A 26,999-nucleotide genomic window follows, 5' to 3' on the forward strand; every position below is an offset into this window, starting at 1 on the left:
ACTGCAGGTCGACGGGAGGATCAACAATGCCCGTTCAATTGGTTTTGGAAGGATCTTCATCAGGCAATTAAAACAGCGATACTGGCTATCGCCGTCCGTATTAGACGCATCGGATCCTGATACCGCCATCAGGCGAAATGCGGTCCGCCTTCACCAAGATCGCAGGTCGAAAACTGAGAACGATAGCGTAATAGAGGCCTATCGAAAGGCCGATCCTTGATCTGGTTCGCTATCACAGAGAACGCCAAGGCATAACGTTCAACCTACGCTGTTTCTGGCTGGTTTGAACGGAAAAACGTTATCGGTCGAAGCTGATCCGCTGGCGCAGGTCGCGCGATGTAATACCCTTGGAGATGGTGGATGCCATACTGTAGCATCAGTCGCTGATGTTCGATTGTCTCCACACCTTCAACTAAGATCCTCACTCCACGATTTCTCAGCAGGTTGATGATATCGAGGAGCATTCTTCGGCCTCTCTCCGTACGAGAGTCGTGCAGGAAGGAGCGATCGATTTTCACTATGTCGAAATCTATCAGGCGGAGCCATGACAACCCTGCGAAGCCTGTCCCGAAGTCGTCGAGCCAGACTTGGACACCCAGCTTCCGTAGGTCGCTGATGCAACGTACAAGGTGTTGATCGATTTCGAGTTCCACACCTTCGGTAATCTCGAAGGCGAGCCTCGCGCCATCTATTTCGCATTCCGCCAAGGTCGCTGCGACGTAGTCTGCGAAACCAGGCATTTTTAGTTCAGTGGGGGACACATTGACGCTGGCGACACGAACCAAATCCGTCACCAATAGATCGATACAAGCAGTACGTATTGCCCAACGTCCGAGGCCAATGATCGCTCCCGTCCTCTCTGCGATGGGAATGAAGACATCTGGCCCGACTGGGGTCCCATCAAGCATTCTCAAGCGCATCAGTGCCTCTGCCCCGTCGAGCACGCCTGTCTGCATATTGCGGATCGGCTGATAAACCAGCGAGACTAATTTCTGATCGAGTGCAATTTTGAGGGTCGCTGCGACATCTTCACGGTCAACACTATACCTTGGATCCATGGCGTCGAAGAGAGCAACGACGTTGCGTCCTCTTGCTTTGGCGGCATAAAGCGCCCGATCAGCCTCGTGAACAACCTTGTCGACCTGCTTGATTTCCTCACGGGTATAGGAGACGCCGACGCTCACGGTGATTATCGGAGTTCCATCTCGCCTATGCTGGTGCGGCAGAGCCAACTCCACAATGGCTTGACGTATCGCTTCTGCAAGCGCCGTCACGTCGTTCGAAATTGTTGCCGTTTTGATGACGATGAATTCCTCGCCCCCGTAGCGTCCAATCACTGCTCCATGAGACGATGCCGTCTGTTGGAGATGTTCGGATATTGACACAAGGCATTGGTCGCCTTGCTGATGCCCGTAGCAATCATTGTAATGTTTGAAGTAGTCAACATCGATGAGCAGGACTGCAAAAGAAGCGCCATCGTCGAGCCAGCGCTGCCAGTGGTCACGTAGTCGTTGATCGATAGCTCTACGATTTTCGAGCCCGGTCAGGGGGTCAGTGTTTGAGAGATGCAAGAGGGCCTTGCCTCTCTCGTGGGCGGCAGCTTGCTGTAGGCTTGCCTCAAGAGCGTTTAGAAAGACTTTGTAACGTTCTCTATTGAGCTGAAGATTTACGTATGCGGTGAAAATGAAACAAGAGATACAGAATGCCCCCATTATCAACTTATGAGTAAGAGGCATTGGTGCGAAAACGGAAAGAGCGGCTAAGAAAATGACCATATTGGCCGTAGACGAGGCTATCGCTACGTTTGACCTAAACCGGAAGAACAGGTTGACGCTCATCATAAAGATTGCGCCAAAAACCATGTAGTATGAGAATGCGACCCGATCCGCAGTCATCTGCGCTGTAACGAGCCACACGAGATAGCCCGTAGAGACCGAGATAGCTGAGACTACGTCAATCGTGTTCGCTGTGGCTTTGCGGTTAAGCAAAAGTTCTAGAATGCACAGCGCACTGATACCGACAATGAAGCGCCCAATGATAGTGGTCTGGGCAACGTCGGCGATAAAGAGGCAATCTGTCAACGAATACGCGAGATAGGCACCTACAGCGATCCAGAGCCCTCTTCGCGTGGCACTCTTTCGTTCAATCTCACTCTGCAGATCAAATAGGCCACGCAGCTCCCTCGTCGACAAACTCGAACTGGGTCTCGCAGCTGCAGTTTCGGCCAACACGTGCATCATGCCCTGTTACCCACCATGGTGCAGCCTCGACACCGGACCGCTAGCTAAGGTTGGATAACCTTGCGTGCACTTCACATCAATTAATGACAGCGGAGCTTTGCAAAAACCGCACGGAATTGTTCCAACTTCGCTAACATTCTCTGAACGTTAGACGAGCTTTAATGAAGGCATGCGATCCTTGGGTGCTTGTCATCGGCACACATGCTGAAGATTTTAGCGATTTCTTTTGATATTCATTTACTTAAGAGGCGCACGTGGCAAAGCCCGCATTTTCATTCGACGGCCAAAGCTTGATCACTCCGCAGTCCGTCAGCGACCACCTCAATCCGCAAACCGAGGCGCAACTAGCCGACCTGGTGCAGACCGCAGCGGCTGAGTTCGAAATAATCATCAACGTTGCGATGCAGCGGCTATCGTCCACGCAGAACCGCGCGAATGCCGTGAAGTGGCTTATTGCTCGACTTCACGATGTTCGCTTGAAATATGGGCTAGCCGTGTGGAAAAAGCTGGCACCGATCATCAGGTCTCATTCTTCCGCTGAGATCCTGCGCCAGTGCGCTTTTACCAGCTGGTCTTTCGAGAAGCCACGGGGTTACTCCGGAGATGCCACCCTTATCGACTTTATCTATCAGCATCCTGCGATAGCCGAAGAAGTAGCAAAAACCACTCCACTCGGCCGAGACATCTTCGGATACACCATCAATGCTCCAGGTCCGGTCGCTGTGAGAGAACGACGCGATATTCTGACGAAATTCGTTGATGATACCGCGGCCCGCGTCGGCCCTGATACGGAAATCCTTGCAATTGCTGCCGGTCACCTACGTGAGGCGGAGACATCTAAGGCATTGCATGAGAACCGCCTCAAGCGATGGCTTGCTCTTGATCAAGATCCTCTCAGCATCGGTTCCATTGCAACCCAATTCAGCGGAACTCGTGTCGAGCCTATCGATGGGTCGGTACGCGGCCTTCTTGCAAGGAAGCACCAGGTCGGCTCATTCGATTTGATCTACGCTGCCGGTCTGTATGACTATCTCACCGACAAGGTAGCGATCCGACTGACACAGGTTTGCATGGAAATGTTGAAGCCTGGCGGTACATTTTTGTTCGCGAATTTTTCCGACGAAATGGCTGACGATGGCTACATGGAATCTTACATGAATTGGGAGCTCTTGCAGAGGTCTGAAAGCGATATGTGGCGGATCGCCAACGCGAGCGCTACGACCGATACTCTGGGGACCGCAGTCTGGTATGGTACCAATCGGAACATCATCTACAGCACCCTCCGAAGAAAACCTTAGGCCGACAAATCTAAATAATCTTCCTCTGCCGCAAATTAACATGGCTCCGACTGTTTCGGAGTTTCGACGTATCATGCGGCCGCTTCGAGATCTCGACGATCTCAGCGGCCGTTTATAACGCGTGGCCGCCTCCAGCTTCTGCCTCAGGCGGCACTTCGGCACGTGGAAGGCGACCCTTGGATACCGCTTGGGCCTCATCTGCTCGCCTCCCCTGTCATCGGACTAGATGATATTCTCGAGCCATGTTCCTGTGTCGGTCTCGATCAGAGGCTTCTTGTTCTCGGAGATCAACGGTGAGACACACTGGCGGCTGTCGCTGCGGAGCGATCAAATTTGAAGCAAAGTCCGAGCCGTTCTATTCGCGCTACTGTCATTGCGATGATTGCCGGAGAGCTAGCGGAGCGCCGGTCGCAGCTTTTGTCGGCTTCTTTTGCAAAGACATTATTTTTAGTGGCTTGGAAGGGTCATCTTACGGCAAAGACCCTATTCAACGAACGTTCTGCCCGACATGCGGATCCCCAATCGCTTATTGCGACGGACGCATTGATGACCAGATATTTTTCATGATTGGCGCTATGGATCATCCAGAGCAGTACCCACCGTTAGCCCACGGGTATGCAAGGATCGCAGTTGCCGTATCTACATATGGACGATGGCCTTCCTCGAATGACCGCCAACACAGTCCCTCGCCCACGCGATTGACGACGCTGTGCGAAACCCGCCAATAACTCCGGAACCTTGTTATAGGCGAAAGCCCCTAAGGACCTTCCGTGCCTCGGACCACGCTCGATGTGCCTTCTTTGCCCGTTGATATTCCGACAACAGGAGCGTCGTGGCCTGAGTTCCCGGCGGTCTGGGAACGGACGTCATTCCCCCTGTCGTCCTCATCGATCAGATTGCGAGCTTTCCTCGCATTCCGCTCGTAATACACGCACACCCTCCCAAAACACGGCTGCGTATATGAAGCACCGCTAAATCGCGGTGTGAAGTGGCGCACCAGTTACAGTACGTGTTTAATTGAAGTTGCAGGGTCAACGCTCTCGATGGATCACGTCTCCTTTGACATCAGTCCAGGGATGCATGCGGATTTCATATATCGAGCGCTGGGGTGCCGGAAAAGCAGGATCGGCAAATGCGCCTACAGGAATCGCATAGACTCCGGGCGTATCCTCGTTTTCGTAATAGACAGTTGATCCGCAATCCGGACAGAAATGGTAGCGTGCCCACATACCGCTATCTCCAATCCTTTCGTACAGCCGAGAACTTCCTTCGATTTCCACATCCGTCTTCGCGTATCGGGCCTGGACTGCAAAGGCACTTCCGGTTCGTAGCTGGCATTCCAGGCAATGACAGACCGAAACCCTTTGAGGCTCGCCATGGCAATTGGCCCGTAGCTGACCGCACCTACACTTTGCTACCCGGAGTGACCTGCTGGACCTCATTAGCGAAAAGAGGCCTTAAGACGTCTTCTTGAGGGCGCTCGGCTTATGTGCCGCCTTGGCTCCAGATTTAGAGCTCTCGACGATGATTTGTGGATCCGCCCTGGAAGCCTTTACCTCGTGCCCCTTGATTTTCGTCGGGCTGGTTTGCTTGCTGATCACCTTACCTGTCGTCTCACCTTGGCTCGTTTTCCACGCCACAGTGTCGCCCTTCTTCAGATCGTCTGCCATACGGCGTCCTCCATGATATCGGCAGCAAACATCTGAGAGGATCATATGGTTCCGTTGAAGCTGTCGTCGCCTGGGTAAGCTATTTCACTATGTAGGACATACCTACAGATCTTGGGGCGGTTTCCCTAAATCCAAATTGTTCATAAAGCTTGTTGGCGGGTACGTCGGCAATCAAGCTCACATAAGCTGTCTTCGGTAGCATCGTGTTCACATATTCCATGATTGCCGTCATGATCGCCTTACCTAGCCCGCGACCCTGGTGATCTGGCTGTACTGCAACATCGGTTATCTGGAAAAAGCAGCCGCCATCACCAATCAGCCGACCCATTCCAATCACCTGACCATCGACCACTACGACCACGGCGAAGACAGTTCCCGCTAGCCCGATTTCAGCCGCTGCCCTCGAAAATGGCGTTAAACCAGCGTTTTGGCGGAGACGCATGTAATCGTCGTAGTCGGGCGTTCTCTCCTCGACAGAATAGTGCTTATCTGTGCTGGCCATATGTTTCTTCCCATGTGCACGCTAGGGGTACCTCTTATAGCTGCTCATGTAATTCCTTGAGCAACTTCTTGCGTTCCCGCCTGCGAGTGATCTGGCGCGTGAGCGCTTCGGATGCTCGGACTGCCGATCCGCTGTCGGACTTCGGGAGGTCAAATTTTCGCGTCGCTCCGATCAGTAGGTCCTCCGAGCCGTAAATGCCCAGTATCGTAATCTCGATGTTTTCTGCAACTGCATCGATGTCCTCCGACGAAGATTTGAAGGTAGACAGCCCAGATGCAAAGGGTCCCAAGACTGGCCGCAGCGGAGACGATCGGAGCGTTCGCTTGTAGTAAGTCTAGCATTCGAAGTTCCTGTCTCTGAAAATTAGGCTAAGTGTGTGCGGAGAAATTCCAGGCCGAGCCGTGCGCCCGTCATTGAGATTGTATGACCAACACCTGACTCGATCTTCAGATCTACCTTGAAGCCAGCCGCCTGGAGCGGCGAGGGTAGAGGCGAATGGCGGGATTGTCCGATCATTCTGCCCGTGAATGAGAAGAACCGGTGTGCCACTGCTGGCGGAAGAAACCGGGACGGGCGGGAGAAGGCCGGAATAGCCAATCAGAGCGCCGACGTTCCATCTGCCAGACGCAGCAGCGTCAAGAGCAACAATCGCGCCCTGTGACACACCGACAAAGGCGACCCGATCGAGTGCTTCCTCAAACCGCTCGCGCTTGATGATCTGATCGATCGTGCGATCGAATGCGTCGCGGATTTCGGCAAGGCGGTCAGGCCGAAGTTGATTACCGTCGACTTGAAACCAGAGATGACCAGGTCCAGCCACTTTGCGAAATGGCGCGTCGGGCGTGGCGAACCGTGCTGCAGGTAGGCTTGTCTTCCAGGACGAGGCGAGTGGCATCATCTGCGCACCTGACGCTCCGATGCAATGGAAAAGAATGATAAGTCCGGTCGTCAGTGCCAAGCTCGCTGACTTTCAGTGTGAGATCAAAAACAGAGGGCGCTCAACCCTTACGGAGAACGCCCTCTTCGACCCGGAACGAGGCAACGCGAGGGTCATCGCGGCGTCATCAGTTACGGGGCCAAGCTCGAGACGATTGACTCGATTGTGAGATCAGAACCGGTCAGCAGTCGTCTCGAACCAAGTACGATGACGGACTTCGTCCTGATGGGCCTTCATAAAGAACGCTTTCGTTTCCGGTCGAGCCTCTTCGTGCTGCGAGGCACGCTCATAGGCAGAGACTGTGTCGTCTTCGTTCGTCTTCATTGCCTTTAGGATTGTCTTGTCGCCGAAAATGTCGGCGAGCGCGATTCTACCCGTTGTCAGCATCTGCTTCATGTCACCCTTCTCAGGAGCATCGATGCCGGCTTCTGCAGCGATTTCGTTAAGGGTGGAGAGATGCTGGAGATGATCTTGACGAAACTCGTCGACCTTTGCGCTAAGCGTTTTGTCATCGAGACGCTCGATCGTAGACTCGTAAGCTGCAATCGCATCGTGCTCGAGGTAGATCAGATCCTTCACGAGCTTTCCAAAGTCGCTCTCATTCCCAACCATAGTAACCATTGTTTTCTCCCTTTCCAATGAGGCAGGGGAAAGACATGACAGTTGAGCACGTTCCATTCGTAAGGACGACGGTACGGAACCGTACGATCGGCTCGTCTCAGCAACTCAAGGCAATCAGAAGGGTTCTATAAGCGCCGCCGCGTCTCGATCGACTGGATTCCTCCAGTGGCGCACATGCATAGCCGGGGCTCGCGGCGATACAAACACAGATCATGAGTTGTGCTAAAGATTTTAAGGAGGTGGAAATGGCGAATGAAAAATCAGCTGCGGTTGAAGCATTCGAAGCCGAACAGGTTCGGCAAAGATCGACCAGTCTTCTAGATGAGGGTTTGGAGGAAACGTTCCCGGCGTCTGATCAAGTTTCGGCCACCACGACCTCAATACCCTCAGGAACTGGGCGACGGGCAGCATCCGATGCGCCACGTGTCGACCAAGCTCTCGAATCGATCCTTGAACATCGAAATGACCCGTACGTTGAGCCGCGCGAGCAGCTCGCTGCTCTCAGGGACGAGGCCGAGAGCCTGCAGTATCGAGCGACCGACAACGTGAGGAATAGGATCCAACGAAATCCTTGGCAGGCGATCGGCCTTGCTGCCGTAGTCGGCTTTATCGTCGGAATTACGCGATAACTGGACATGAACATCAACAAGGCCTCCCATTGCCGACGTGGGTGGCCGATTTGCTTACAGTACCTAGCTTATTTACCTGCCTTATCAAAGCGAGCGGCGGCCGCCTCGATCTGAGGGCCATTTTCTAGCGACTAGGCGCAGAGCGCTTCAAATGGTTGTCTTAGAGAATGCCCCAAAGGGGTAATTGCGTATTCGACACCAATCGGCTGCGTTGGCAAGACAGTCCTCGTCACCAAACCATTTCGTTCCAGCCTCTTCAGCGCCTCTGCAAGCGCTTTGTGCGTAATCGCGTCGAGACGTCGCTTGATCTCGTTAACCCGTGACGGCTTCGGACAAATCACGGTCAATATAAGTATCGTCCACTTATCTGCAATCTTATCCAGCACGGGACGCACGACCGTCATCTCGTTAAGGGCGCGACAGGATAGAGATTCCGAGTCGATATACTGGTCCATATCTAGGCTACTCAGGGTGCGTAATGGATATCAGATTTACAGCGTATATCATTTCGAGACCGTCAAGTGAAAGGAGATGATGTCCACGAGTCTTTGATTGCGCCTATACCTATGAAGCGGATGGCACGTCCAGAGGAAGTCGCGGCGGCTACGCTTTTCCTGCTGAGCGACGAGGCAAGCTACATCGCAGGTGTCGAACTTTGCGTCGATGGAGGAATGCGGCAGATCTGAGCCTATGGAAATGAAGCTATCGTAGATGTGGTGCGCTTGCATTCCAAACGAGCGCACCACTTGAGGACTTTACTGTTGAGCAGCCGCGACACCTTCAGACTCCGGCGCGTCCTGTACCTGCTCGCGCGTAACGTTCAACACGATCCGTGCGATCCGACCCAGCTTCAACCATCGCTGTGTCAGCGCCATTTGCAGGAACTGCACTGTTAGGGCTGTGGCCGTAGTGGATGTCGAAGCTGTAGTCTCTCCCGAAACGCCGGGTGCCGCTTCGGCCTGCTCCCAATCCCCTACATCTCAGGAGAGATTATGAAACTGGTTCGATTTGGCGGGCCGGGCGCAGAGCGCCTTGGCATTTTGGATGGCGAAGGCCGCATTCGCGAGGTGAGCAGCCTTGTTGCGGATTTCGCAGGCGAGGCGGTGTCGCCGGCAAGCCTTCAACGGATCCGCAATGCCGACCTAGCTACCTTGCCGATCGCCGAAAATAGCGCGCGGCTCGGCCCCTGCGTGGCAAAACCCGGACATTTCATCGCGATCGGCCTGAACTATGTCGATCACGCGCATGAATCCAACATGCCCATCCCGAGCGAGCCCGTCGCCTTCAGCAAGGCGCCCTCCTCCATTTCCGGCCCGACCGATGACGTGGTCATGCCGGAAGGATCGGAGAAATCGGACTGGGAGGTGGAGATCGCGATGGTGATCGGCACCACCGCTTTCAACGTCTTTGAGGCCGATGCACTCGACCATGTGGCTGGCTTCTGCATCTGCAACGACGTGTCCGAACGGTCCTACCAGATCGAACGCGGCGGCCAGTGGATCAAGGGCAAGAGCCTGCCGACCTATGGTCCTATCGGCCCCTGGCTCGTAACCCGTGACGAAATTGCCGATGTCCAGAACCTCGGTCTCTGGCTCGATGTCAACGGCGAGCGCCGACAGACCGGTTCGACAAGCTCGATGATCTTCTCGCTTGCCCATATCGTCTCCTACCTGTCGCGTTTCATGCGGCTGGAACCTGGTGATATCATCACGACAGGCACACCGCCCGGTGTCGGAATGGGCATGAAGCCGCCGACCTATCTCAAACGAGGCGATGTGATGACGCTTGGGATCGACGGTTTGGGAGATCAGCGCCAAACTGTCAGGTAGCCCATACAGGCATCGAGCCAAGCACAGCGAATTACATCCGTAGATGCGATTCCGATTTTGCCCGCGTCTATTGCAGAGGCGGGCATTCACAAATTCCGCGCAATGACCAGCCGCTGAATGTCGCTCGTGCCTTCATAGATCTGGCAAATGCGCGCGTCCCGATAGATACGCTCCACCGGATAATCGCTCATATAACCATAACCACCATGGATCTGGATCGCGTCGGAGCAGACGCGTTCGACGATTTCCGATGCAAAGAGCTTCGCCATCGAAGCCTCCGAAAGACAGGGCATCTCGGCCTCCCGCAATGCAGCCGCATGCCAGACGAGTTGTCGGGCCGCTTCAATCTGTGTTGCCATGTCGGCCAGCCGGAAGGCAACGGCCTGGTGATCGAAGATTGCCTTGCCGAAAGCCTTTCTCTCGCGGGCGTAATCGCGCGCCGCCTCGAAGGCCGCCTGCGCCATGCCGACCGATTGCGCCGCAATGCCGATCCTGCCGCCCTCCAGATTGGCAAGCGCGATCCGGTAACCCTCTCCCTCTTCGCCGAGCCTCAAGTCCGCTGGAATCCGCATCTCATTAAACGCGATCTGGCAGGTGTCGGATGCATGAAGGCCGAGTTTCTCCTCGACGCGGATCACCTCATAACCGGGCGTATCGGTCGGAACGATGAAGGCCGTTATGCCCTTCTTGCCCGCGTCGGGATCAGTGACGGCGAAAACGATGATCATCTGGCCGTTCTTGCCCGAGGTGATGAACTGTTTTGCGCCGTCGATCACGTAATGATCGCCATCGCGCCGGGCGCGCGTCTTGAGGTTCGAGGCGTCAGAACCCGCTTGCGGTTCGGTCAGCGCAAAACCTCCGATCCACTCGCCGGACGCAAGACGCGGCAAAAGGCGCTCCTTCTGTTCCTCCGTCCCGAATTTGAGGATCGGCACGCAGCCGACAGAACTGTGGACACTCATGATCGTCGAGCAAGGCCCATCGCCGGCCGCGATCTCTTCGACGGCCGCCGCATAGGCGAGCACACCGGTATCCGATCCGCCATAAGCTTCCGGCACCAGCATGCCGAGCAGCCCGAGCGCACCCATTTCCTGCAACTCTTCACTCGGGAAAAGGTGTTCCCTGTCCCGTTTTGCAGCACCCGACGCCAGGCGCTCGCGGGCAAAGCTGCGGGCCATTTCGCGGATCTGCTGCTGGGTTTCCGAAAGGATCATCGGTCTTCCTCCCGTCAGGATCGTTCGATGGCAATGCCCGTCGCTTCGCCACCGCCGATGCAAAGTGCCGCCATGCCGCGTTTCAGGTCGTAGCGTTCAAGTGCTGCAATCAGCGTCACCAGAATACGCGCGCCGGATGCGCCGATCGGATGACCGAGCGCACAGGCACCGCCATGCACATTGACCTTGTCATGCGGCAGGTCGAGATCCCGCATCGCCGCCATGGCGACGACCGCGAAGGCCTCGTTGATCTCGAACAGGTCGACATCGGAAAGCGACAGGCCCGTCCGGTCGGAGAGCTTTTGCAAGGCACCGATCGGTGCCGTGGCAAAGAGCGCCGGCTCCTGCGAATGCGTGGCATGGCCGATGATCGTAGCGAGCGGCGTAAGCCCCCTGCGTTCGGCTTGCGAACGCCGCATCAGCACCAGTGCCGCCGCGCCATCCGAGATCGAGCTGGAATTGGCAGCCGTCACCGTACCACCCTCACGAAAAGCGGGTTTCAGGGTCGCGATCTTTTCGGGTTTGGCCTTGCCGGGCTGTTCATCCCGATGCGCCACCTGCTCGGTTCTGCCAGATTTGACCGTGACCGGAACGATCTCGCTGTCGAACCAGCCTTCCGCGATCGCCTTCTGCGCCCGCATGAGGGAAGTTACGGCATATTCGTCCTGCGCCTCACGGGTAAACTGATAGGCCTCGGCGCAATCTTCGGCGAATGTGCCCATCAACCGCCCCTTGTCATAGGCGTCTTCGAGCCCGTCGAGAAACATGTGGTCGAGGACGCGGCCATGCCCCAGCCTGTAACCGCCCCGCGCCCGATCCAGAAGATATGGCGCATTGGTCATGCTCTCCATGCCGCCGGCAACAGCAATTGCAGCACTACCGGCGGCAATCAGGTCATGGCTCATCATAACGGCCTTCATGCCGGAACCGCACATCTTGTTGACCGTCGTCGCACCCGCGGCGAAAGGAAGCCCGGCATGGATCGCCGCCTGCCTTGCCGGCGCCTGCCCCTGTCCGGCCGGAAGCACGCAGCCGACGACGACTTCGTCAACCCCATCCGCTTGCACGCCGCTTCTCTCAAGAGCGGCGCGAATGGATACCGCACCGAGATCTGCTGCGGTCACGTCCTTCAATTCGCCCTGAAAGCCGCCGATCGGCGTGCGGGCCGAACCAACGATGACGACGGGATCCTGCAATTGCATCTTGCCTCCTCTGTGCGCCAATCAGCGCGCTCCCATCCGGATTGCGCCGTCGAGGCGAATGACTTCGCCGTTCAGCATGGTGTTTTCCAGGATTTGGCGAACCAGCGCCGCAAACTCGGATGGCCTCCCGAGCCGTGGAGGAAATGGCACACTGCTACCGAGCGCATGGCGCACTTCCTCAGGCATGGCCGCCATCATCGGCGTTTCGAAAACGCCGGGCGCTATGGTCATGACACGAATGCCGTAACGCGCCAGTTCACGGGCGATCGGCAGCGTCATCGCCGCAATCCCGCCTTTGGAGGCCGCATAGGCCGCCTGTCCGACCTGCCCGTCGAATGCCGCGATCGAGGCCGTATTGACGATCACGCCGCGCTCGCTCTCGGCATCGGGTTCGCTATCCCTTATCGCATTGGCGGCAAGCCTGAGCAGGTTGAAGGAGCCGACCAGATTAACATTGATCGTCCGGGCAAAATTTTCGAGTTCATGCGGCCCGTCGCGTCCGATCACCTTCTGCGCCGGTGCAATGCCGGCGCAATTGACCAGCCCGCGCAGATTTCCGAAGGTTTCGAGCGCCGCGGCCACTGCGGCTTCCCCATCTCCGGCGCTGGTGACGTCGGTGCGGACGAAAGACACGTGCCCTGCAAATTCCTGCGCGAAGGCCTCCCCCTTGTCTCGATCGAGGTCGGCGATCATCACGCGCGCACCAGCCTCGGCCAACATGCGCACCGTCGCGGCGCCAAGGCCGGAACAGCCGCCGGAGACGATGAAACCGGCATCGCGGATCAGCATGTGTAAGTCCTCCCTTGCCGGCAGGCTCCTCAGCCCGCATGGCAGATGGCACTTTATAAGCTTTCACTGTTGCAAGCGATGACGGAAGTGATCCATAATTTCGGCCAGTTTTGCCATATGGGCTGAAGTGATGGCTGAGACCGAACGACATATGATCGCCCCGAGCTTTGTCGGTGAAGCGCTCGACAGCCTGAGGCGCAGCGGGCGTCCGACCGAGCCGTTGCTTCGCGATCTCGGCCTGCCGCCTGTCGTCACCGAGCCGGTTTCGGCGCAGACATTCGGGCAATTGTGGCTGGCGATTGCCGCCGAACTCGACGACGAATGTTTCGGCCTCGGCACCCGACCGATGCAGCGCGGCAGCTTTACCCTTCTCTGCCATTGCGTGCTGCATGCCCCGACGCTGGAGCGGGCATTGCGGCGGGCGTTGCGCTTTCTCAACCTCGTTCTCGGTGAGCCGACGGGCCGGCTTATCGTTCATGACGGTATTGCGGAGGTGCAGTTGAGCGACCAGGGAGAGCCTCGATCCGCCTTTGCCTATCGCAGCTACTGGATCATCCTGCATGGGCTTATCTGCTGGCTGGTCGGCCGCCGCATCCCGATCCGCCTCGTCGATTTCCGCTGCGCCGAGCCGGAACAGAGCGCCGATCACCGGCTCTTTTTCGGCGCGCCAATCCGTTTTTCGCAATCCGTCAGCCGGCTGGGCTTTGACGCCGCCATGCTGACCCTGCCGATCTCGCGCAACGAGCAGCAATTGCGGCAGTTCCTGCGCGGCGCACCTGCAAACATCCTGTTGCGCTATCGCTATGACGCCGGAACGGCTGCGGCGGTCAGGCGTCGCCTTACCCAGAGGGAACCTGCCGACTGGGCAAGCTTCGCGACACTCGCCAACGACATGCGCATGTCGTCTTCGACGCTTCGCCACCGCCTGCATGACGAGGGCCAAAGTTATGCCGGCATAAAGGACGAGATCCGCCGCGACCTCGCCTGCGGTATGCTGACCAATACGGGCGAAACCGTCAGCGAGATCGCCACCCGTCTCGGCTATTCCGAACCGAGCGCCTTCTATCGGGCATTCAAGAAATGGATGGGGCAAAGCCCAGAAGCCTTCCGAAAGAGCCAGACGAGCCTGTAGCCGGCTCATCTGTGGCAAAACTGTCCGAAAATTCACAGCAGTTCTGTCATGGCTTGCCATTGGCGCTGCGAATACCATTCTTTTCTAATCGACACGCTTTTGAGGAGAAGCAGGTCGATCGGGAGGAAATATGGTTGATACAGGTCATCTGAGCCTGCACGTTCCGGAGCCTGCAGTGCGTCCGGGCGGGCAGCCCGATTTTTCCAACGTGAAGATCGCAAGGGCTGGCGCTGTGCCGCGCCCGGACGTGGATGCGCCAGCCGAAGACATTCGCGATCTCGCCTATTCGATCATCCGCGTGCTGAACCGGGATGGCGAGGCAGTCGGCCCCTGGGCCGGACTTTTGTCCGATGACGACCTGAGAACCGGCCTGCGCCACATGATGACGCTCCGGGCCTTCGATGCCCGCATGCTGATGGCGCAGCGGCAAGGCAAGACGTCGTTTTACATGCAGCATCTGGGCGAGGAAGCCGTCAGCTGTGCCTTTCGCAAAGCCTTGAACAAGGGCGACATGAATTTCCCCACCTACCGACAGGCAGGCCTTCTCATCGCCGACGACTATCCGATGGTCGAGATGATGAACCAGATCTATTCCAACGAAAGCGACCCGTTGCGCGGCCGGCAGCTGCCGATCATGTATTCGTCGAAGGAGCATGGCTTCTTCACGATTTCCGGCAATCTCGCCACGCAATATGTGCAGGCCGTCGGCTGGGCCATGGCGTCGGCGATCAAGAACGACAGCCGCATTGCCGCCGCCTGGATCGGTGACGGATCGACGGCGGAATCGGATTTTCATTCGGCGCTGGTCTTCGCCTCGACTTACCGGGCGCCGGTCATCCTCAACGTCGTCAACAACCAGTGGGCCATCTCGACATTTCAGGGCATCGCCCGCGGCGGCTCCGGCACCTTTGCCGCCCGCGGCCTCGGTTTCGGCATTCCGGCGCTGAGGGTCGATGGCAATGATTATTTGGCCGTGCATGCCGTCGCCTGTTGGGCGGCGGAGCGGGCAAGACGCAATCTCGGGCCGACGCTGATCGAATACGTCACCTACCGGGTCGGCGCGCATTCCACCTCCGACGACCCGAGCGCCTACCGTCCGAAGACGGAATCCGAAGCCTGGCCGCTTGGAGATCCGGTCTTGCGGTTGAAGAAACACCTGATCCTGCGCGGCCTCTGGTCTGAAGAACGGCATGTGCAGGCGGAAGCGGAAATCGCGGACGAGGTGATCGCCGCCCAGCGCAAGGCCGAGGAACACGGAACGATGCATGCCGGCGGCAGGCCCTCCGTGCGCGATATCTTCGAAGGCGTCTATGCCGAGATGCCGCCGCATCTGCGCCGCCAGCGGCAGAAGGCGGGATACTGACATGGCCCGGATGACGATGATCGAGGCGGTGAGAAGCGCCATGGATGTCGCGATGGGGCGGGATGAGGATGTCGTGGTCTTCGGCGAGGATGTCGGTTATTTCGGCGGCGTTTTCCGCTGTACGCAAGGGTTGCAGGCGAAATACGGCAAGACCCGCTGTTTCGACACGCCGATCAACGAATCCGGCATCGTCGGCACCGCCATCGGCATGGCCGCCTATGGGCTGAAACCCTGCGTCGAAATCCAGTTCGCCGACTATATGTACCCCGCCTATGACCAGCTGACGCAGGAGGCCGCGCGCATCCGCTATCGCTCCAACGGCGATTTCACCTGCCCGATCGTGGTGCGCATGCCCACCGGCGGCGGTATTTTTGGCGGACAGACCCATAGCCAGAGCCCGGAAGCTCTGTTCACCCACGTCTGCGGCCTCAAGGTCGTCGTGCCATCCAATCCCTATGATGCCAAGGGCCTGCTGATTGCCGCGATCGAAGATCCCGACCCGGTGATGTTCCTCGAGCCGAAGCGGCTCTATAACGGCCCGTTCGACGGGCATCACGAACGGCCGGTCACCCCTTGGTCGAAACACTCACTCGGCGATGTGCCGGATGACTATTATTCGATCCCGATCGGCAGGGCGGAAGTGCGCCGGCAAGGTTCGGCCGTCACCGTGATTGCCTATGGCACGATGGTGCATGTGGCACTCGCCGCCGCCGAAGATACCGGCATTGATGCCGAAGTCATCGATCTCAGAAGCCTTCTGCCGCTCGATCTAGATGCGATCGTGAGGTCGGTCTCCAAGACAGGGCGCTGCGTTATCGTGCATGAAGCAACGCTCACCTCCGGCTTCGGCGGGGAGATCGCAGCATTGGTGCAGGAACATTGCTTCTATCATCTCGAAGCCCCGGTCATGCGCGTCGCCGGCTGGGATACGCCTTACCCGCATGCGCAGGAATGGGACTATTTTCCCGGCCCCGCCCGCGTCGGGCGCGCGCTGACCGACGTCATGGAGGCCTGAGCCATGGGCGAGTTCACCATCAAGATGCCGGATGTCGGCGAAGGCGTTGCCGAAGCCGAGCTTGTCGAATGGCTGGTGAAGGTCGGCGATCCCGTGCGCGAGGACATGACGGTCGCCGCCGTGATGACCGACAAGGCGACGGTGGAAATTCCTACCCCCGTCAGCGGAACCGTGATCTGGCTCGGCGGCGAGATCGGCGACACGATCGCAGTCCGGGCACCGCTGATCCGGATCGAGACGGAAGGTGGCAGCAACGAAGTCACCGCTCCTGAGCCGGTCAAGGCCGAAGAACCTAGGCCAGAGAAGGCCGAGCCCGCTGAAAAACCAACGAAACCTGCCACGCCCGTTACGTCACCGGCACCGTCCCTCTCTTCAACCCTATCAACGGAGATGGACAAGCCGCTTGCCGCTCCATCGGTGCGGCTGCTGGCACGAGACAACGGCATAGACCTTCGCCAGTTGAGCGGAACGGGGCCGGCCGGGCGCATCCTGCGCGAGGATGTCGAGCAATTCCTTGCCCATGGCAAGGAGGCACCGGCCCCGCAGCAGGGTTTTGCCAGGAAGACCTCGAAGGAGGAGATCAAGCTCACCGGCCTTCGCCGCCGCATCGCCGAGAAGATGACGCTTTCCACCTCGCGCATCCCTCATATCACCTATGTGGAAGAGGTCGACGTGACGGCGCTGGAGGAGTTGCGGGCGACGATGAACAGTGCGCGCAAGCCCGACCAACCGAAACTCACGCTCCTTCCTTTCCTGATGCGGGCAATGGTCAAGGCGGTAACCGATCAGCCCGACATCAACGCTACATTCGATGGTGATGCCAGTATACTGACCCGGTCCGGCGCGGTGAATATCGGTATCGCCACCCAGACACCGTCAGGCCTCACCGTACCGGTCGTCAGGCACGCAGAAGCACGCAGTATCTGGGATTGCGCAACGGAAATGAACCGGCTGGCGGAGGCCGCCCGTTCCGGTACCGCCACGCGTGACGAGCTGACCGGTTCGACCATCACCATCAGTTCGCTCGGCGCGCTCGGCGGCATCGTCTCAACGCCGGTCATCAATCATCCGGAAGTGGCGATCGTCGGCGTCAACAAGATCGCCGCCCGCCCGCTCTGGGATGGGGCGCAATTCGTGCCGCGCAAGATGATGAACCTCTCCTCCAGCTTCGACCACCGCATCATAGACGGTTTTGACGCGGCAACCTTTATCCAGCGCCTGCGCACACTGCTTGAAACTCCAGCCCTGATCTTCATCGAAGGGTGAGCCATGAAAGAGATTTCCTGCAAGCTTCTCGTCATCGGCGCCGGCCCCGGCGGTTATGCCTGCGCCATCCGCGCCGGCCAGCTCGGCATCGATACGGTCATCGTCGAGGCTGCCAAGCCCGGCGGCACCTGCCTCACCATCGGCTGCATCCCTTCCAAGGCGCTGATCCACGCGGCGGAGGTTTTTGATGCAACACGGCAGATGGCAGGCGGACGCAATGCAATGGGCATTCGCGTCGATCAACCGTCGATCGATCTTGCCGGCACCATGACCTGGAAGGACGGCATTGTCGGGCGGCTGACAAGCGGTGTTTCCGGCCTGTTGCAGAAGGCCCGCGTCAAGATCGTTTCCGGCCGCGCCCGTTTCAGTGACGGCAAGACGGTGGAGGTGGAAACCGAAACCGGCCAGCAGATCGTTCGCGCGGAAACCGTGGTGATCGCCACAGGCTCCGACCCGGTCGAACTTCCAGCCCTGCCCTTCGGTGGACCCGTCATCTCCTCGACCGAAGCACTGTCGCTTAGGCAAGTGCCGAACAGGCTCATCGTGGTCGGCGGCGGTTATATCGGGCTGGAGCTCGGCACCGCTTTTGCGAAGCTCGGATCGGAGGTAACCGTGGTGGAAGCGACGGCGCAGATCCTGCCGATCTACGATGCCGACCTGATCAAGCCTGTGACACGCAGGCTGACTGAGCGCGGCATCAGGCTTTTCACCAACACCAAAGCGATCGGGCTTTCCGAGAAGGGCGATGCGCTGGTTGTCGAAGGACCGGATAGACGGCAGGAACTGCCGGCAGATCATATCCTCGTTGCCGTCGGCCGCCGTCCGCGCAGCGTCGGGTCCGGGCTTGAAGACCTCGATCTCGATCGATCCGGTCCATACCTGCGTATCGACGATCGCTGTCGCACTTCGATGCGTGGCGTCTATGCGATCGGCGATGTCACCGGCGAACCGATGCTGGCGCATCGCGCCATCGCGCAGGGCGAGATGGTGGCGGAGATAGTTGCGGGGAAAAAGCGCGCCTGGGACAAGCGCTCCATCCCCTCGATCTGCTTCACCGATCCGGAAATCGTCAGCGCCGGGCTTTCACCGGCAGAAGCACGCGCTCAAGGCTACGAAGTGAAGGTCGGGCAGTTCCCCTTCACCGCCAATGGAAGGGCGATGACGATGCAGGACGAAGACGGTTTTGTCCGCATTGTGGCGCGCGCCGATACCAATCTCGTACTGGGGCTGCAGGCGGTCGGGTCAGGCGTATCCGAACTTTCGGCGGCATTTTCGCTGGCAATCGAGATGGGGGCTCGGCTGGAGGATATCGCCGGCACGATCCATGTCCATCCGACACGCAGCGAAGCCCTGCAGGAGGCGGCGCTCAAGGCGATGGGACACGCGCTGCATATCTAAACGGAACGGCTATCTGGGAGGAGGCCCGATGACTGACATGGATTTTGGCCTTAGCGATATGGCTCGCTCGATCCGCGAGACGACGCAGCGTTTTGCGCGCGAACGCATTGTGCCAATCGCCGCCGAAATCGATGCGAAGGATCGCTTTCCCATCGAACTCTGGCCGGAAATGGGTGCGCTCGGGCTGCATGGCATCACGGTTGCGGAAGACGATGGCGGGCTTGGACTGGGTTATCTGGAACATGTCATCGCCTGCGAGGAGGTAAGCCGCGCCTCGGCCTCCGTTGGCCTGTCCTACGGAGCGCATTCCAACCTCTGCATCAACCAGATCGCACGCTGGGCAACGCCCGATCAGAAGGCAAGATATCTCCCCGGCCTGATTTCCGGAGACCATGTCGGAAGCCTCGCCATGTCGGAGACAGGTGCAGGTTCGGATGTCGTCTCCATGCGATTGCGAGCCGACAGGGTCGAAGGCGGCTTTCGCCTGAACGGCACCAAATTCTGGATCACCAATGCGCCCTATGCCCAGACCCTCGTCGTCTACGCCAAGACGGAACCCGACGCCGGATCGAAGGGCATCACCGCCTTCCTGATCGAGAAGGGTTTTGCCGGTTTTTCCATCGGCCAGAAGATCGACAAGGTCGGCATGCGCGGCTCGCCGACCGCCGAGCTCGTTTTCAACGACTGCTTCGTGCCGCAGGAAAATCTCATGGGACCGCTGAACGGCGGCGCGAAAGTGCTGATGTCCGGCCTCGATTACGAGCGGGTCGTGCTGTCCGGCATCCAGCTCGGCATCATGCAGGCCTGCCTCGATGTCGTGTTGCCTTACCTGCGGGAGCGAAAACAGTTCGGAGTGCCGATCGGCAGTTTCCAGCTGATGCAGGCCAAGGTCGCCGATATGGTCGTGGCGCTGAACTCAGCCCGGGCCTATGTCTATGCCGTGGCACGCGCCTGCGATGCAGGCCGCACAACAAGGCAGGACGCCGCCGGTGCCATCCTCTATGCGTCGGAAAGCGCAGTAAAGGTCGCCGAACAGGCTATCCAGGCGCTCGGAGGCGCGGGCTATACGAAGGATTGGCCGGTGGAGCGTTTCTGGCGCGACGCCAAGCTGCTCGATATCGGTGCCGGCACCAATGAAGTGCGCCGCATGCTGATCGGCCGAGAAGTGATTGGTGCCGGGGGCAACGGCTGATGCCCCAGATCCGGACCACGCTCGATCGCAATTCCGAAGGCTTCAAGGCCAATGAGGCGCATAACCGCGCGCTTTCCGAAGAACTGCGGGAGAAAGTTGCGGCGGCTGCGCGCGGCGGATCGGAAAGCCATCGCGAGCGCCATGTCGCACGCGGAAAGCTGTTGCCCAGAGACCGGGTGCAGCGGCTGCTAGATCCCGGCTCGCCGCTCTTGGAAATCGGCCAGCTTGCAGCAGGCGGCATGTATGGCGATGAAGCACCGGCTGCTGGAATGATCACCGGCATCGGTCGGGTGTCGGGCCGCGAATGCATGATCGTCGCGCATGACCCGACGGTGAAGGGCGGCGCCTATTTCCCGATGACGGTGAAGAAGCATTTGCGGGCACAGGAGATCGCGTCTGAAAACCGCCTGCCCTGCATCTATCTGGTTGATTCCGGCGGGGCCAACCTGCCGCATCAGGCGGAAGTCTTTCCGGACCGCGATCATTTCGGCCGGATCTTCTACAATCAGGCGCAGATGTCGGCGGCGGGTATCGCGCAGATCGCCTGCGTGATGGGAAGCTGCACGGCGGGCGGCGCCTATGTTCCGGCCATGTCCGACGAGACGGTGATCGTGCGCAATCAGGGCACGATCTTCCTCGCCGGCCCGCCGCTGGTGGAGGCCGCGACCGGTGAAGTGATTTCGGCCGAGGAACTGGGCGGCGCGGAAACCCATGGAAGAAAATCAGGCGTCGTCGATCATGTCGCCGAGAATGACGAACATGCGCTGTTGATCGTCCGGGATATCGTGGCGACCCTCAACCGGCCAAAGGCAGTCGATATCGAGATCGCAAATCCGCGCCCTCCTCTGCGGGAGACGTCAGAGCTTTACGGCGTCGTGCCGCAGGATGTGCGCACGCCCTATGATGTGCGCGAGGTCATCGCCCGCGTCGTCGACGGATCGGAACTGCAGGAGTTCAAGCCCCTCTACGGTTCGACGCTCGTCTGCGGTTTTGCCCGCATCTGGGGTATTCCGGTCGCCATTCTGGCCAATAGTGGCGTGCTGTTTTCGGAAAGCGCCTTGAAGGGCGCGCATTTCATCGAGCTTGCCTGCCAGCGCCGTATTCCGCTGCTGTTCCTGCAGAATATTTCCGGCTTCATGGTCGGCGGCAGATATGAGGCGGAAGGCATTGCCAAGAACGGTGCAAAGCTGGTGACGGCTGTCGCAACGGCTTCCGTTCCAAAGATCACCGTGCTGATCGGCGGCAGTTTCGGCGCCGGCAATTACGGCATGTGCGGTCGCGCCTACCAGCCACGCTTCCTGTTTTCATGGCCGAATGCGCGGATTTCCGTCATGGGCGGCGAACAGGCGGCATCCGTCCTCGCCTCCGTGCATCGCAATGCCGAGACATGGAGTGCAGCGGAAGCGGAAGCCTTCAAGACCCCGATCCGGCAGAAATACGAGGACGAGGGCAATCCGTATTACGCAACCGCCAGGCTTTGGGACGACGGCGTAATCGATCCCGCCCAGACCCGCGACGTGCTGGGGCTGGCCTTCTCCGCAGTGCTGAACGCGCCGATCCCCGACCGTGCGCAGTTCGGCCTGTTTAGGATGTGAGGAGGATGACCGGTGATTGAAAGCCTGCTGATCGCCAATCGCGGAGAAATCGCCCGCCGCATCATCCGCACCGCAAGCCGGCTCGGCATTCGCACCATTGCCGTATATTCCGATGCAGATGCCGCCATGCCCTTTGTGCGCGAGGCCGATCAAGCGGTACATATCGGTCCAGCCGCGGCGCGAGACAGCTATCTCCGCCATGACCGTATTCTCGACGCGGCCCGACAGACAGGCGCTCAGGCGATTCATCCCGGCTACGGGTTTCTGTCGGAAAATGCCGAATTTGCAGAGGCTGTTATCGCGAATGGGCTGACATGGGTGGGCGCTCCGCCCGCCGCCATCCGCGCCATGGGGCTGAAGGACGCCGCCAAGCAACGGATGATCGCCACAAACGTGCCGGTCACGCCGGGTTATCTCGGCGAAGACCAGAATCCCGCCCGGCTGCAGCGGGAAGCCGAAGCGATCGGTTATCCGGTGCTGATCAAGGCCGTTGCGGGCGGCGGCGGCAAAGGCATGCGCAAGGTCGATACGGCTTCCGATTTTCTCGCAGCACTAGAAAGCTGCCGGCGCGAGGCGGCTTCCTCCTTTGGTGACGACCGGGTTCTGATCGAGAAATACATCCTGTCGCCGCGGCATATCGAGGTTCAGGTTTTTGGCGATACGTTCGGCAATGTCGTGCATCTCTTCGAGCGCGACTGCTCATTGCAGCGCCGCCATCAGAAGGTGATTGAGGAAGCCCCCGCACCGGGTATGGACGCGGCAACACGCGACGCCGTCTGCGATGCCGCCGTCAAAGCAGCAAGGGCGGTGGAATATGTCGGGGCCGGAACGGTTGAGTTTATTGCCGATGCCTCCGAAGGACTGCGTGCCGACCGCATCTGGTTCATGGAAATGAACACGCGGCTGCAGGTAGAACATCCGGTTACCGAGGCAATTACCGGGCAGGATCTGGTGGAATGGCAGATCCGGGTCGCTTCGGGCGAGCGCTTGCCACTGAGGCAGGACGAGCTTTCCATCAACGGCTGGGCGATGGAGGCGCGGCTTTACGCCGAAAACCCGTCCAACAATTTCCTGCCCTCCACCGGCCTGTTGGAGCATCTGCGCCTTCCGCCAAGCGTTCGCGTCGATAGCGGCGTCGAGCAAGGCGACGAGGTGACCGCCCATTACGACCCGATGATCGCCAAGCTGATCAGCCATGCCCCAGGCCGCCGACAGGCAGCAAACACACTTACCCATGCCATGGCGAGCGTCGAAATCTGGCCCGTTCGCACCAATGCCGCCTTTCTGGCACGCACCTTGAAACACCCGGATTTTCTGGAGGGCGCCGTCGATACCGGCTTCATCGCCCGCCATCTGGCCGATCTTGTTCCATCGACAGAACCCGACGAGCGCGTGTTGCAGGCGGCTGCCGCAGCACTCCTGCCGACCGGCGCGCAGGAGCCATGGACCGCGCTTGCCGGATTCCGCCTGAATGCGGAGGCCTATCGGCTGGTGAGCGTGGAAGTAGACGGCCGCCCCTATCTGGTGACCCTGGACCCTTCCCGGCGCAAAAGCGGTAATGGCCCCGCAGATGTCGTCTTTGTCGATGGCGCGGCATGGCCTTTCAGCTCGCCTCGCGCCGATCACGCCAGTGGAAGCCACAACCATGCGGATGGCGCGATCATCGCCCCCATGCCCGGCACCGTCATCGCCGTATCTGTCGGTGAGGGAGAGAAGGTCGTCCGCAGCCAGCCACTCGTGGTGATCGAGGCAATGAAGATGGAACAGACGTTGAGTGCGCCTTTCGACGGCACCGTTGTCGAACTCAAGGCCATGTCCGGCGCACAGGTTACGGAAGGCAGCCTGCTCGTGCGCATCGAGGGAGACCAATGATGGCCGGACGCTATTTCGAGGACTGGACCATCGGCGACCGGATCGCCCACGAGATCCGCCGCACGGTGACGGAAACCGACAATCTCCTCTTCTCCACCATGACCCATAATCCACAGCCGCTGCATCTCGATATCGAGGCGGCAAAGGCGAGCGAATTCGGCCGGATCATCGTCAACGGCACCTTCACCTTCGCGCTGATGGTCGGGCTTTCCGTCAGCGATACGACGCTCGGAACACTCGTTGCCAATCTGGGTTACGACAAGCTCACCATGCCCAAGCCGGTCTTTATTGGCGACACGATGAGGGCGGAAACCGAAATAGTCGAGCTGAAGGAAAGCCGTTCGCGACCAGCGGCCGGTATCGTCACCTTCCGCCATGAACTGATCAACCAGCGCAACGAGATCGTCTGCCAATGCCTGCGCAGCGCCCTTCTTCACCGGAGGCCGCAATGACATTGCGCTCCCTGCTTTTCGTCCCCGGTGACCGGCCGGACCGGATGGAAAAAGCGCTCGGGCTGGATGCCGATGCGCTGATCCTCGACCTGGAAGATTCCGTCGCGCTCGAGGCAAAGGCGACGGCGAGGCAAATGACCGCCGAATTTCTCCGTTCCGCCAGACGAGACCGAAAACTCTTCGTCCGAATAAACCCGCTCGACAGCGGCTTTCTGGGGGATGATCTCGACACGTTGAAGGATGTGAAGCCCGATGCTTTCGTGCTGCCTAAAGCCGAGGGGGGAGCAAGTGTCGAGGCGATGGCTGTACGCGCTCCGGGCATTCCCATCCTGCCGATTGCCACCGAAACGCCGGCGGCGGTGTTCGAACTCGGCAGTTATCGGAGCGTCCGGCATTTGATCCTTGGCCTCACCTGGGGCGCGGAAGACCTGCCGGCTGCAATCGGCGCCACGGGTTCACGCGAGGAGGACGGGCGCTATACACCACCCTATGAAATGCTCCGCTCGCTCACCCTCTTCGGCGCGCATGCCGCAGGCGTGGAGGCAATCGAAACGGTCTATCCGGCATTTCGTGATCTCGACGGGCTGGCCGTCTATGCCCGGCGTGCAAGACGGGACGGCTTTACCGGCATGATGGCGATCCATCCCGAACAGCTGCCTGTCATCAATGCGGCATTCACCCCGACAGCCGAGGAATTGGCGCAGGCACAGGCGATTGTGGACGCATTTTCCGCCAATCCGGGACAGGGAGTGCTTAACTTCAACGGCCGGATGATCGATAAACCGCATTTGAAACAGGCAAGACGACTGCTTGGGCTTGCCGAAAGGCAGTCGCCGTGATTCAACAACGCCGACAAAGCCGCGTTTGAGCGGCCGATCCATATCTCTAGGTGACCCATGCTGGAATTCGAAATCGTCAAGAATGCTAAACCCATGGCAGAGGCCGATCGCGCCCTCGCCTTCCAGAACCTCGGTTTCGGAACGCTGTTCAGCGATCACATGGCCGTCATTCACTGGAGCGCCGACAAGGGCTGGCATTCGGCGCAGGTAACCGCTCGTGCACCCTTCGCTCTTGATCCGGCCAGCAGCGTGCTTCACTACGCGCAGGAAATCTTCGAAGGCATGAAGGCCTACCGGGCTGCCGATGGCAAGGTCGTGCTGTTCCGCCCGGATCAGAACGCAAAACGCTTCAACGCCTCGGCACGCCGGCTCGCAATGCCCGAACTGCCTGAAGAGGATTTTCTCGCCGCCATCGAGAAGCTGGTCGCCGTGGACAGGAAATGGGTGCCGGAAGGCAATGGCGGCAGCCTCTATCTTCGCCCCTTCATGTTCGCCAACGAGTCCTTCCTCGGTGTCCGGCCGTCGAAGGAATATATCTTCTGCGTCATCGCCTCGCCTGTCGGTCCCTATTTCAAGGGCGGCGCCAAGCCGGTGAAGATCTGGGTTTCCGAAGATTATACCCGTGCGGCTGTCGGTGGCACGGGTGCTGCCAAGTGTGGCGGCAATTATGCAGCAAGCCTGGTTGCCCAGGCCGAAGCCGGCAGCCAAGGCTGCGATCAGGTCCTGTTCCTTGATGCCGCCGAGCGCAAATGGATCGAGGAACTCGGTGGCATGAACATCTTCTTCGTCTTCAACGACGGATCGATGGTCACGCCGCCGCTCGGCACAATCCTGCCCGGCATTACCCGCAACTCCGTCCTGACGCTCGCGAAGGACAACAATATCGCCGTTGAAGAACGCCCTTACGCGTTTGACGAGCTGCAGGCGGATGTCGCCTCCGGCCGCCTGGTCGAAGCCTTCGCCTGTGGCACGGCGGCTGTCGTTGCCGGTATCGGAGAATTGAAGCATCGCAGCGGCTCGCTCACCATCGGCACCGGCGAGACGGGAGCGGTCACGACCCTGTTAAGAGACAAGCTGGTCGGTATCCAGACCCAGGCACTTGCCGACAGCCACGGTTGGCTTCACTCGATCCCGGTTAGCTGAGGCCGCGCGCATCCGCACTTGAGGACTTGGTGGCGCCCGTCATATAGAAGCGACGGGCGCCCCGAAAACCGATTGGTTGACGGCGAGGACCGTCAATAGGCGCTGCAGATGGACAGGAAGTCATTGGCCGTCAGGCTGGCACCTCCGACAAGCGCTCCATCCACGTTTTCCACGTGCAGAACTTCATCGACATTCGAGGGTTTTACCGACCCACCGTACAAAATCCTCATACGATCGCCCTCGCTATTGAAGCGTTTGCAGAGTTCGGAACGGATAAAGCGGTGTGCTTCTGCAATATCTGCGATCGAGGCCGTACGACCTGTACCGATCGCCCAAACCGGCTCATAGGCAATAACGGTATTCTCTCCCGTCGCGCCGTCGGGCAATGATCTAGCCAGTTGGTACCGAAGCACGTCGAGCGTCCGGCCGCTCGATCTCTCCTCTTCCGTTTCGCCGATGCAGACGACGGCAATCAATCCGGACTTATGCGCGGCAATTGTCTTGGATCGCACCAGGGCGTCGTCTTCCCGGTATCTGGTGCGTCGTTCGGAGTGGCCAATGATGACATGGCTGCCAAAACTATCGGCAATCATGCCGGCGGAAATATCTCCGGTGTAGGCACCGTTTTCCCGATCATGGCAATCCTGCGCTCCAATTTTCAACGGCGTATCTGCCGTCATTAAGGTCGCTGAATGCAGTAACGTGGCTGGTACGCAAATCAGCGGATCGTGTCCCGGGAGATGGTGTAGCTGAATAAGGGTGGTCATCGGGATTTTCCGGTAGGGTTGGGTTGTTCAAGCA

General features: G+C 59.0%; 26 protein-coding genes and 1 pseudogene. 16 read left to right on the forward strand and 11 right to left on the reverse strand.

What is annotated here, in order from left to right; all coding sequences use genetic code 11:
• Positions 1-263: 263 nt before the first annotated feature.
• A complete protein-coding gene (locus JZX87_RS21315; protein WP_286194985.1) occupies positions 264-2,240 on the reverse strand; it encodes a putative bifunctional diguanylate cyclase/phosphodiesterase in 1,977 nt (658 codons plus the stop codon).
• 254 nt (positions 2,241-2,494) lie between these two features.
• On the opposite strand from JZX87_RS21315, the gene JZX87_RS21320 reads away from it, so the two are divergent.
• On the forward strand, positions 2,495-3,538 hold the full coding sequence (locus JZX87_RS21320) for a class I SAM-dependent methyltransferase (RefSeq protein ID WP_206827856.1): 1,044 nt from the start codon (positions 2,495-2,497) through the stop codon (positions 3,536-3,538).
• A 242-nt stretch (positions 3,539-3,780) separates the two neighbouring features.
• Positions 3,781-4,266 carry a GFA family protein gene (locus JZX87_RS21325; protein WP_286194986.1) on the forward strand — a complete coding sequence of 162 codons (486 nt, stop codon included), beginning with the start codon at positions 3,781-3,783 and terminating at the stop codon, positions 4,264-4,266.
• A 303-nt stretch (positions 4,267-4,569) separates the two neighbouring features.
• Here JZX87_RS21325 and JZX87_RS21330 read toward each other — a convergent pair whose 3' ends face one another.
• The 5 genes from JZX87_RS21330 to JZX87_RS21350 form a co-directional block, all read right to left on the reverse strand.
• Positions 4,570-4,980 carry a GFA family protein gene (locus JZX87_RS21330; protein ID WP_206827858.1) on the reverse strand — a complete coding sequence of 137 codons (411 nt, stop codon included), beginning with the start codon at positions 4,978-4,980 and terminating at the stop codon, positions 4,570-4,572.
• Positions 4,981-4,995: 15 nt separating this feature from the next.
• Positions 4,996-5,208, reverse strand: a complete 213-nt coding sequence (locus JZX87_RS21335) for a hypervirulence associated TUDOR domain-containing protein (protein WP_206827859.1) — start codon at positions 5,206-5,208, stop codon at positions 4,996-4,998.
• A 79-nt stretch (positions 5,209-5,287) separates the two neighbouring features.
• Entirely contained in the window at positions 5,288-5,710 is a 423-nt protein-coding gene (locus JZX87_RS21340; RefSeq protein WP_286194987.1) for a GNAT family N-acetyltransferase, read from the reverse strand.
• A 334-nt stretch (positions 5,711-6,044) separates the two neighbouring features.
• On the reverse strand, positions 6,045-6,608 hold the full coding sequence (locus JZX87_RS21345) for an alpha/beta hydrolase (RefSeq protein ID WP_353654231.1): 564 nt from the start codon (positions 6,606-6,608) through the stop codon (positions 6,045-6,047).
• 210 nt (positions 6,609-6,818) lie between these two features.
• Positions 6,819-7,268, reverse strand: coding sequence for a DUF892 family protein (locus tag JZX87_RS21350; protein ID WP_206827861.1), 450 nt, complete (start codon positions 7,266-7,268; stop codon positions 6,819-6,821).
• A gap of 245 nt (positions 7,269-7,513) precedes the next feature.
• Here JZX87_RS21350 and JZX87_RS21355 point away from each other — a divergent pair, with 245 nt between their 5' ends.
• Positions 7,514-7,897 carry a glycine zipper domain-containing protein gene (locus JZX87_RS21355; RefSeq protein WP_206827863.1) on the forward strand — a complete coding sequence of 128 codons (384 nt, stop codon included), beginning with the start codon at positions 7,514-7,516 and terminating at the stop codon, positions 7,895-7,897.
• Between the two features lie 134 nt (positions 7,898-8,031).
• On the opposite strand, the pseudogene JZX87_RS21360 reads toward JZX87_RS21355, so the two are convergent.
• A pseudogene (locus tag JZX87_RS21360) lies at positions 8,032-8,352 on the reverse strand (winged helix-turn-helix transcriptional regulator); the annotation flags it as partial.
• Between the two features lie 45 nt (positions 8,353-8,397).
• Here JZX87_RS21360 and JZX87_RS21365 point away from each other — a divergent pair.
• Positions 8,398-8,583: an SDR family oxidoreductase gene (locus JZX87_RS21365; RefSeq protein ID WP_502711330.1), complete on the forward strand. Its 186-nt coding sequence runs from the start codon at positions 8,398-8,400 to the stop codon at positions 8,581-8,583.
• A 306-nt stretch (positions 8,584-8,889) separates the two neighbouring features.
• Positions 8,890-9,726, forward strand: a complete 837-nt coding sequence (locus tag JZX87_RS21370) for a fumarylacetoacetate hydrolase family protein (protein WP_206827864.1) — start codon at positions 8,890-8,892, stop codon at positions 9,724-9,726.
• An 86-nt stretch (positions 9,727-9,812) separates the two neighbouring features.
• Here the strand turns inward: JZX87_RS21370 and JZX87_RS21375 are convergent, their stop codons facing one another.
• The 3 genes from JZX87_RS21375 to JZX87_RS21385 are packed head-to-tail and all read right to left on the reverse strand — an operon-like array spanning position 9,813 to position 12,931.
• Positions 9,813-10,940, reverse strand: a complete 1,128-nt coding sequence (locus tag JZX87_RS21375) for an acyl-CoA dehydrogenase family protein (protein ID WP_206827866.1) — start codon at positions 10,938-10,940, stop codon at positions 9,813-9,815.
• Between the two features lie 14 nt (positions 10,941-10,954).
• The gene (locus JZX87_RS21380) at positions 10,955-12,142 is read right to left on the reverse strand and encodes an acetyl-CoA C-acyltransferase (protein ID WP_206827868.1); all 1,188 of its coding nucleotides are present in this window, start codon (positions 12,140-12,142) and stop codon (positions 10,955-10,957) included.
• A 21-nt stretch (positions 12,143-12,163) separates the two neighbouring features.
• Positions 12,164-12,931, reverse strand: coding sequence for a 3-hydroxyacyl-CoA dehydrogenase (locus tag JZX87_RS21385; protein ID WP_206827871.1), 768 nt, complete (start codon positions 12,929-12,931; stop codon positions 12,164-12,166).
• Positions 12,932-13,061: 130 nt separating this feature from the next.
• On the opposite strand from JZX87_RS21385, the gene JZX87_RS21390 reads away from it, so the two are divergent.
• The 11 genes from JZX87_RS21390 to JZX87_RS21440 all read left to right on the forward strand — a co-directional run bounded on the left by JZX87_RS21390 (position 13,062) and on the right by JZX87_RS21440 (position 26,198).
• The gene (locus tag JZX87_RS21390) at positions 13,062-14,063 is read left to right on the forward strand and encodes an AraC family transcriptional regulator (protein ID WP_148144652.1); all 1,002 of its coding nucleotides are present in this window, start codon (positions 13,062-13,064) and stop codon (positions 14,061-14,063) included.
• 130 nt (positions 14,064-14,193) lie between these two features.
• On the forward strand, positions 14,194-15,426 hold the full coding sequence (locus JZX87_RS21395; RefSeq protein WP_206827873.1) for a 3-methyl-2-oxobutanoate dehydrogenase (2-methylpropanoyl-transferring) subunit alpha: 1,233 nt from the start codon (positions 14,194-14,196) through the stop codon (positions 15,424-15,426).
• Between the two features lies 1 nt (position 15,427).
• Positions 15,428-16,441, forward strand: a complete 1,014-nt coding sequence (locus tag JZX87_RS21400; protein ID WP_206827875.1) for an alpha-ketoacid dehydrogenase subunit beta — start codon at positions 15,428-15,430, stop codon at positions 16,439-16,441.
• A gap of 3 nt (positions 16,442-16,444) precedes the next feature.
• A complete protein-coding gene (locus JZX87_RS21405; protein WP_206827878.1) occupies positions 16,445-17,707 on the forward strand; it encodes a dihydrolipoamide acetyltransferase family protein in 1,263 nt (420 codons plus the stop codon).
• A 3-nt stretch (positions 17,708-17,710) separates the two neighbouring features.
• Positions 17,711-19,105, forward strand: coding sequence for a dihydrolipoyl dehydrogenase (gene lpdA / locus JZX87_RS21410; RefSeq protein ID WP_206827880.1), 1,395 nt, complete (start codon positions 17,711-17,713; stop codon positions 19,103-19,105).
• Positions 19,106-19,133: 28 nt separating this feature from the next.
• A complete protein-coding gene (locus JZX87_RS21415) occupies positions 19,134-20,297 on the forward strand; it encodes an acyl-CoA dehydrogenase family protein (RefSeq protein ID WP_206827881.1) in 1,164 nt (387 codons plus the stop codon).
• Positions 20,297-21,892, forward strand: coding sequence for a carboxyl transferase domain-containing protein (locus JZX87_RS21420; RefSeq protein WP_206827883.1), 1,596 nt, complete (start codon positions 20,297-20,299; stop codon positions 21,890-21,892). Before JZX87_RS21415 ends, JZX87_RS21420 begins: the two co-directional genes overlap by 1 nt.
• Positions 21,893-21,904: 12 nt before the next feature.
• On the forward strand, positions 21,905-23,764 hold the full coding sequence (locus tag JZX87_RS21425; protein ID WP_206827885.1) for an acetyl/propionyl/methylcrotonyl-CoA carboxylase subunit alpha: 1,860 nt from the start codon (positions 21,905-21,907) through the stop codon (positions 23,762-23,764).
• Positions 23,764-24,216: a MaoC family dehydratase gene (locus JZX87_RS21430; RefSeq protein ID WP_206827887.1), complete on the forward strand. Its 453-nt coding sequence runs from the start codon at positions 23,764-23,766 to the stop codon at positions 24,214-24,216. Before JZX87_RS21425 ends, JZX87_RS21430 begins: the two co-directional genes overlap by 1 nt.
• Complete coding sequence (locus JZX87_RS21435; protein ID WP_206827889.1) at positions 24,213-25,055, forward strand: HpcH/HpaI aldolase/citrate lyase family protein; 843 nt, start codon at positions 24,213-24,215, stop codon at positions 25,053-25,055. Before JZX87_RS21430 ends, JZX87_RS21435 begins: the two co-directional genes overlap by 4 nt.
• 57 nt (positions 25,056-25,112) lie before the next feature.
• On the forward strand, positions 25,113-26,198 hold the full coding sequence (locus tag JZX87_RS21440) for a branched-chain amino acid aminotransferase (RefSeq protein WP_206827891.1): 1,086 nt from the start codon (positions 25,113-25,115) through the stop codon (positions 26,196-26,198).
• 92 nt (positions 26,199-26,290) lie between these two features.
• On the opposite strand, the gene tpiA is transcribed toward JZX87_RS21440, so the two are convergent.
• On the reverse strand, positions 26,291-26,965 hold the full coding sequence (gene tpiA / locus JZX87_RS21445) for a triose-phosphate isomerase (protein WP_206827893.1): 675 nt from the start codon (positions 26,963-26,965) through the stop codon (positions 26,291-26,293).
• Positions 26,966-26,999 lie beyond the last annotated feature (34 nt).

Source organism: Agrobacterium sp. Ap1, from assembly GCF_017313375.1.
Lineage (GTDB): Bacteria > Pseudomonadota > Alphaproteobacteria > Rhizobiales > Rhizobiaceae > Neorhizobium > Neorhizobium cellulosilyticum.

What these genes read in the sequence shown, in the direction of transcription:
- JZX87_RS21315 (WP_286194985.1), bottom strand. Translation starts at nt 2,240, where the DNA reads ATGATGCACGTGTTGGCCGAAACTGCAGCTGCGAGACCCAGTTCGAGT.
- JZX87_RS21325 (WP_286194986.1), top strand. Translation starts at nt 3,781, where the DNA reads ATGTTCCTGTGTCGGTCTCGATCAGAGGCTTCTTGTTCTCGGAGATCA.
- JZX87_RS21330 (WP_206827858.1), bottom strand. Translation starts at nt 4,980, where the DNA reads ATGAGGTCCAGCAGGTCACTCCGGGTAGCAAAGTGTAGGTGCGGTCAG.
- JZX87_RS21335 (WP_206827859.1), bottom strand. Translation starts at nt 5,208, where the DNA reads ATGGCAGACGATCTGAAGAAGGGCGACACTGTGGCGTGGAAAACGAGC.
- JZX87_RS21340 (WP_286194987.1), bottom strand. Translation starts at nt 5,710, where the DNA reads ATGGCCAGCACAGATAAGCACTATTCTGTCGAGGAGAGAACGCCCGAC.
- JZX87_RS21345 (WP_353654231.1), bottom strand. Translation starts at nt 6,608, where the DNA reads ATGATGCCACTCGCCTCGTCCTGGAAGACAAGCCTACCTGCAGCACGG.
- JZX87_RS21350 (WP_206827861.1), bottom strand. Translation starts at nt 7,268, where the DNA reads ATGGTTACTATGGTTGGGAATGAGAGCGACTTTGGAAAGCTCGTGAAG.
- JZX87_RS21355 (WP_206827863.1), top strand. Translation starts at nt 7,514, where the DNA reads ATGGCGAATGAAAAATCAGCTGCGGTTGAAGCATTCGAAGCCGAACAG.
- JZX87_RS21370 (WP_206827864.1), top strand. Translation starts at nt 8,890, where the DNA reads ATGAAACTGGTTCGATTTGGCGGGCCGGGCGCAGAGCGCCTTGGCATT.
- JZX87_RS21375 (WP_206827866.1), bottom strand. Translation starts at nt 10,940, where the DNA reads ATGATCCTTTCGGAAACCCAGCAGCAGATCCGCGAAATGGCCCGCAGC.
- JZX87_RS21380 (WP_206827868.1), bottom strand. Translation starts at nt 12,142, where the DNA reads ATGCAATTGCAGGATCCCGTCGTCATCGTTGGTTCGGCCCGCACGCCG.
- JZX87_RS21385 (WP_206827871.1), bottom strand. Translation starts at nt 12,931, where the DNA reads ATGCTGATCCGCGATGCCGGTTTCATCGTCTCCGGCGGCTGTTCCGGC.
- JZX87_RS21390 (WP_148144652.1), top strand. Translation starts at nt 13,062, where the DNA reads ATGGCTGAGACCGAACGACATATGATCGCCCCGAGCTTTGTCGGTGAA.
- JZX87_RS21395 (WP_206827873.1), top strand. Translation starts at nt 14,194, where the DNA reads ATGGTTGATACAGGTCATCTGAGCCTGCACGTTCCGGAGCCTGCAGTG.
- JZX87_RS21400 (WP_206827875.1), top strand. Translation starts at nt 15,428, where the DNA reads ATGGCCCGGATGACGATGATCGAGGCGGTGAGAAGCGCCATGGATGTC.
- JZX87_RS21405 (WP_206827878.1), top strand. Translation starts at nt 16,445, where the DNA reads ATGGGCGAGTTCACCATCAAGATGCCGGATGTCGGCGAAGGCGTTGCC.
- lpdA (WP_206827880.1), top strand. Translation starts at nt 17,711, where the DNA reads ATGAAAGAGATTTCCTGCAAGCTTCTCGTCATCGGCGCCGGCCCCGGC.
- JZX87_RS21415 (WP_206827881.1), top strand. Translation starts at nt 19,134, where the DNA reads ATGACTGACATGGATTTTGGCCTTAGCGATATGGCTCGCTCGATCCGC.
- JZX87_RS21420 (WP_206827883.1), top strand. Translation starts at nt 20,297, where the DNA reads ATGCCCCAGATCCGGACCACGCTCGATCGCAATTCCGAAGGCTTCAAG.
- JZX87_RS21430 (WP_206827887.1), top strand. Translation starts at nt 23,764, where the DNA reads ATGGCCGGACGCTATTTCGAGGACTGGACCATCGGCGACCGGATCGCC.
- JZX87_RS21435 (WP_206827889.1), top strand. Translation starts at nt 24,213, where the DNA reads ATGACATTGCGCTCCCTGCTTTTCGTCCCCGGTGACCGGCCGGACCGG.
- JZX87_RS21440 (WP_206827891.1), top strand. Translation starts at nt 25,113, where the DNA reads ATGCTGGAATTCGAAATCGTCAAGAATGCTAAACCCATGGCAGAGGCC.
- tpiA (WP_206827893.1), bottom strand. Translation starts at nt 26,965, where the DNA reads ATGACCACCCTTATTCAGCTACACCATCTCCCGGGACACGATCCGCTG.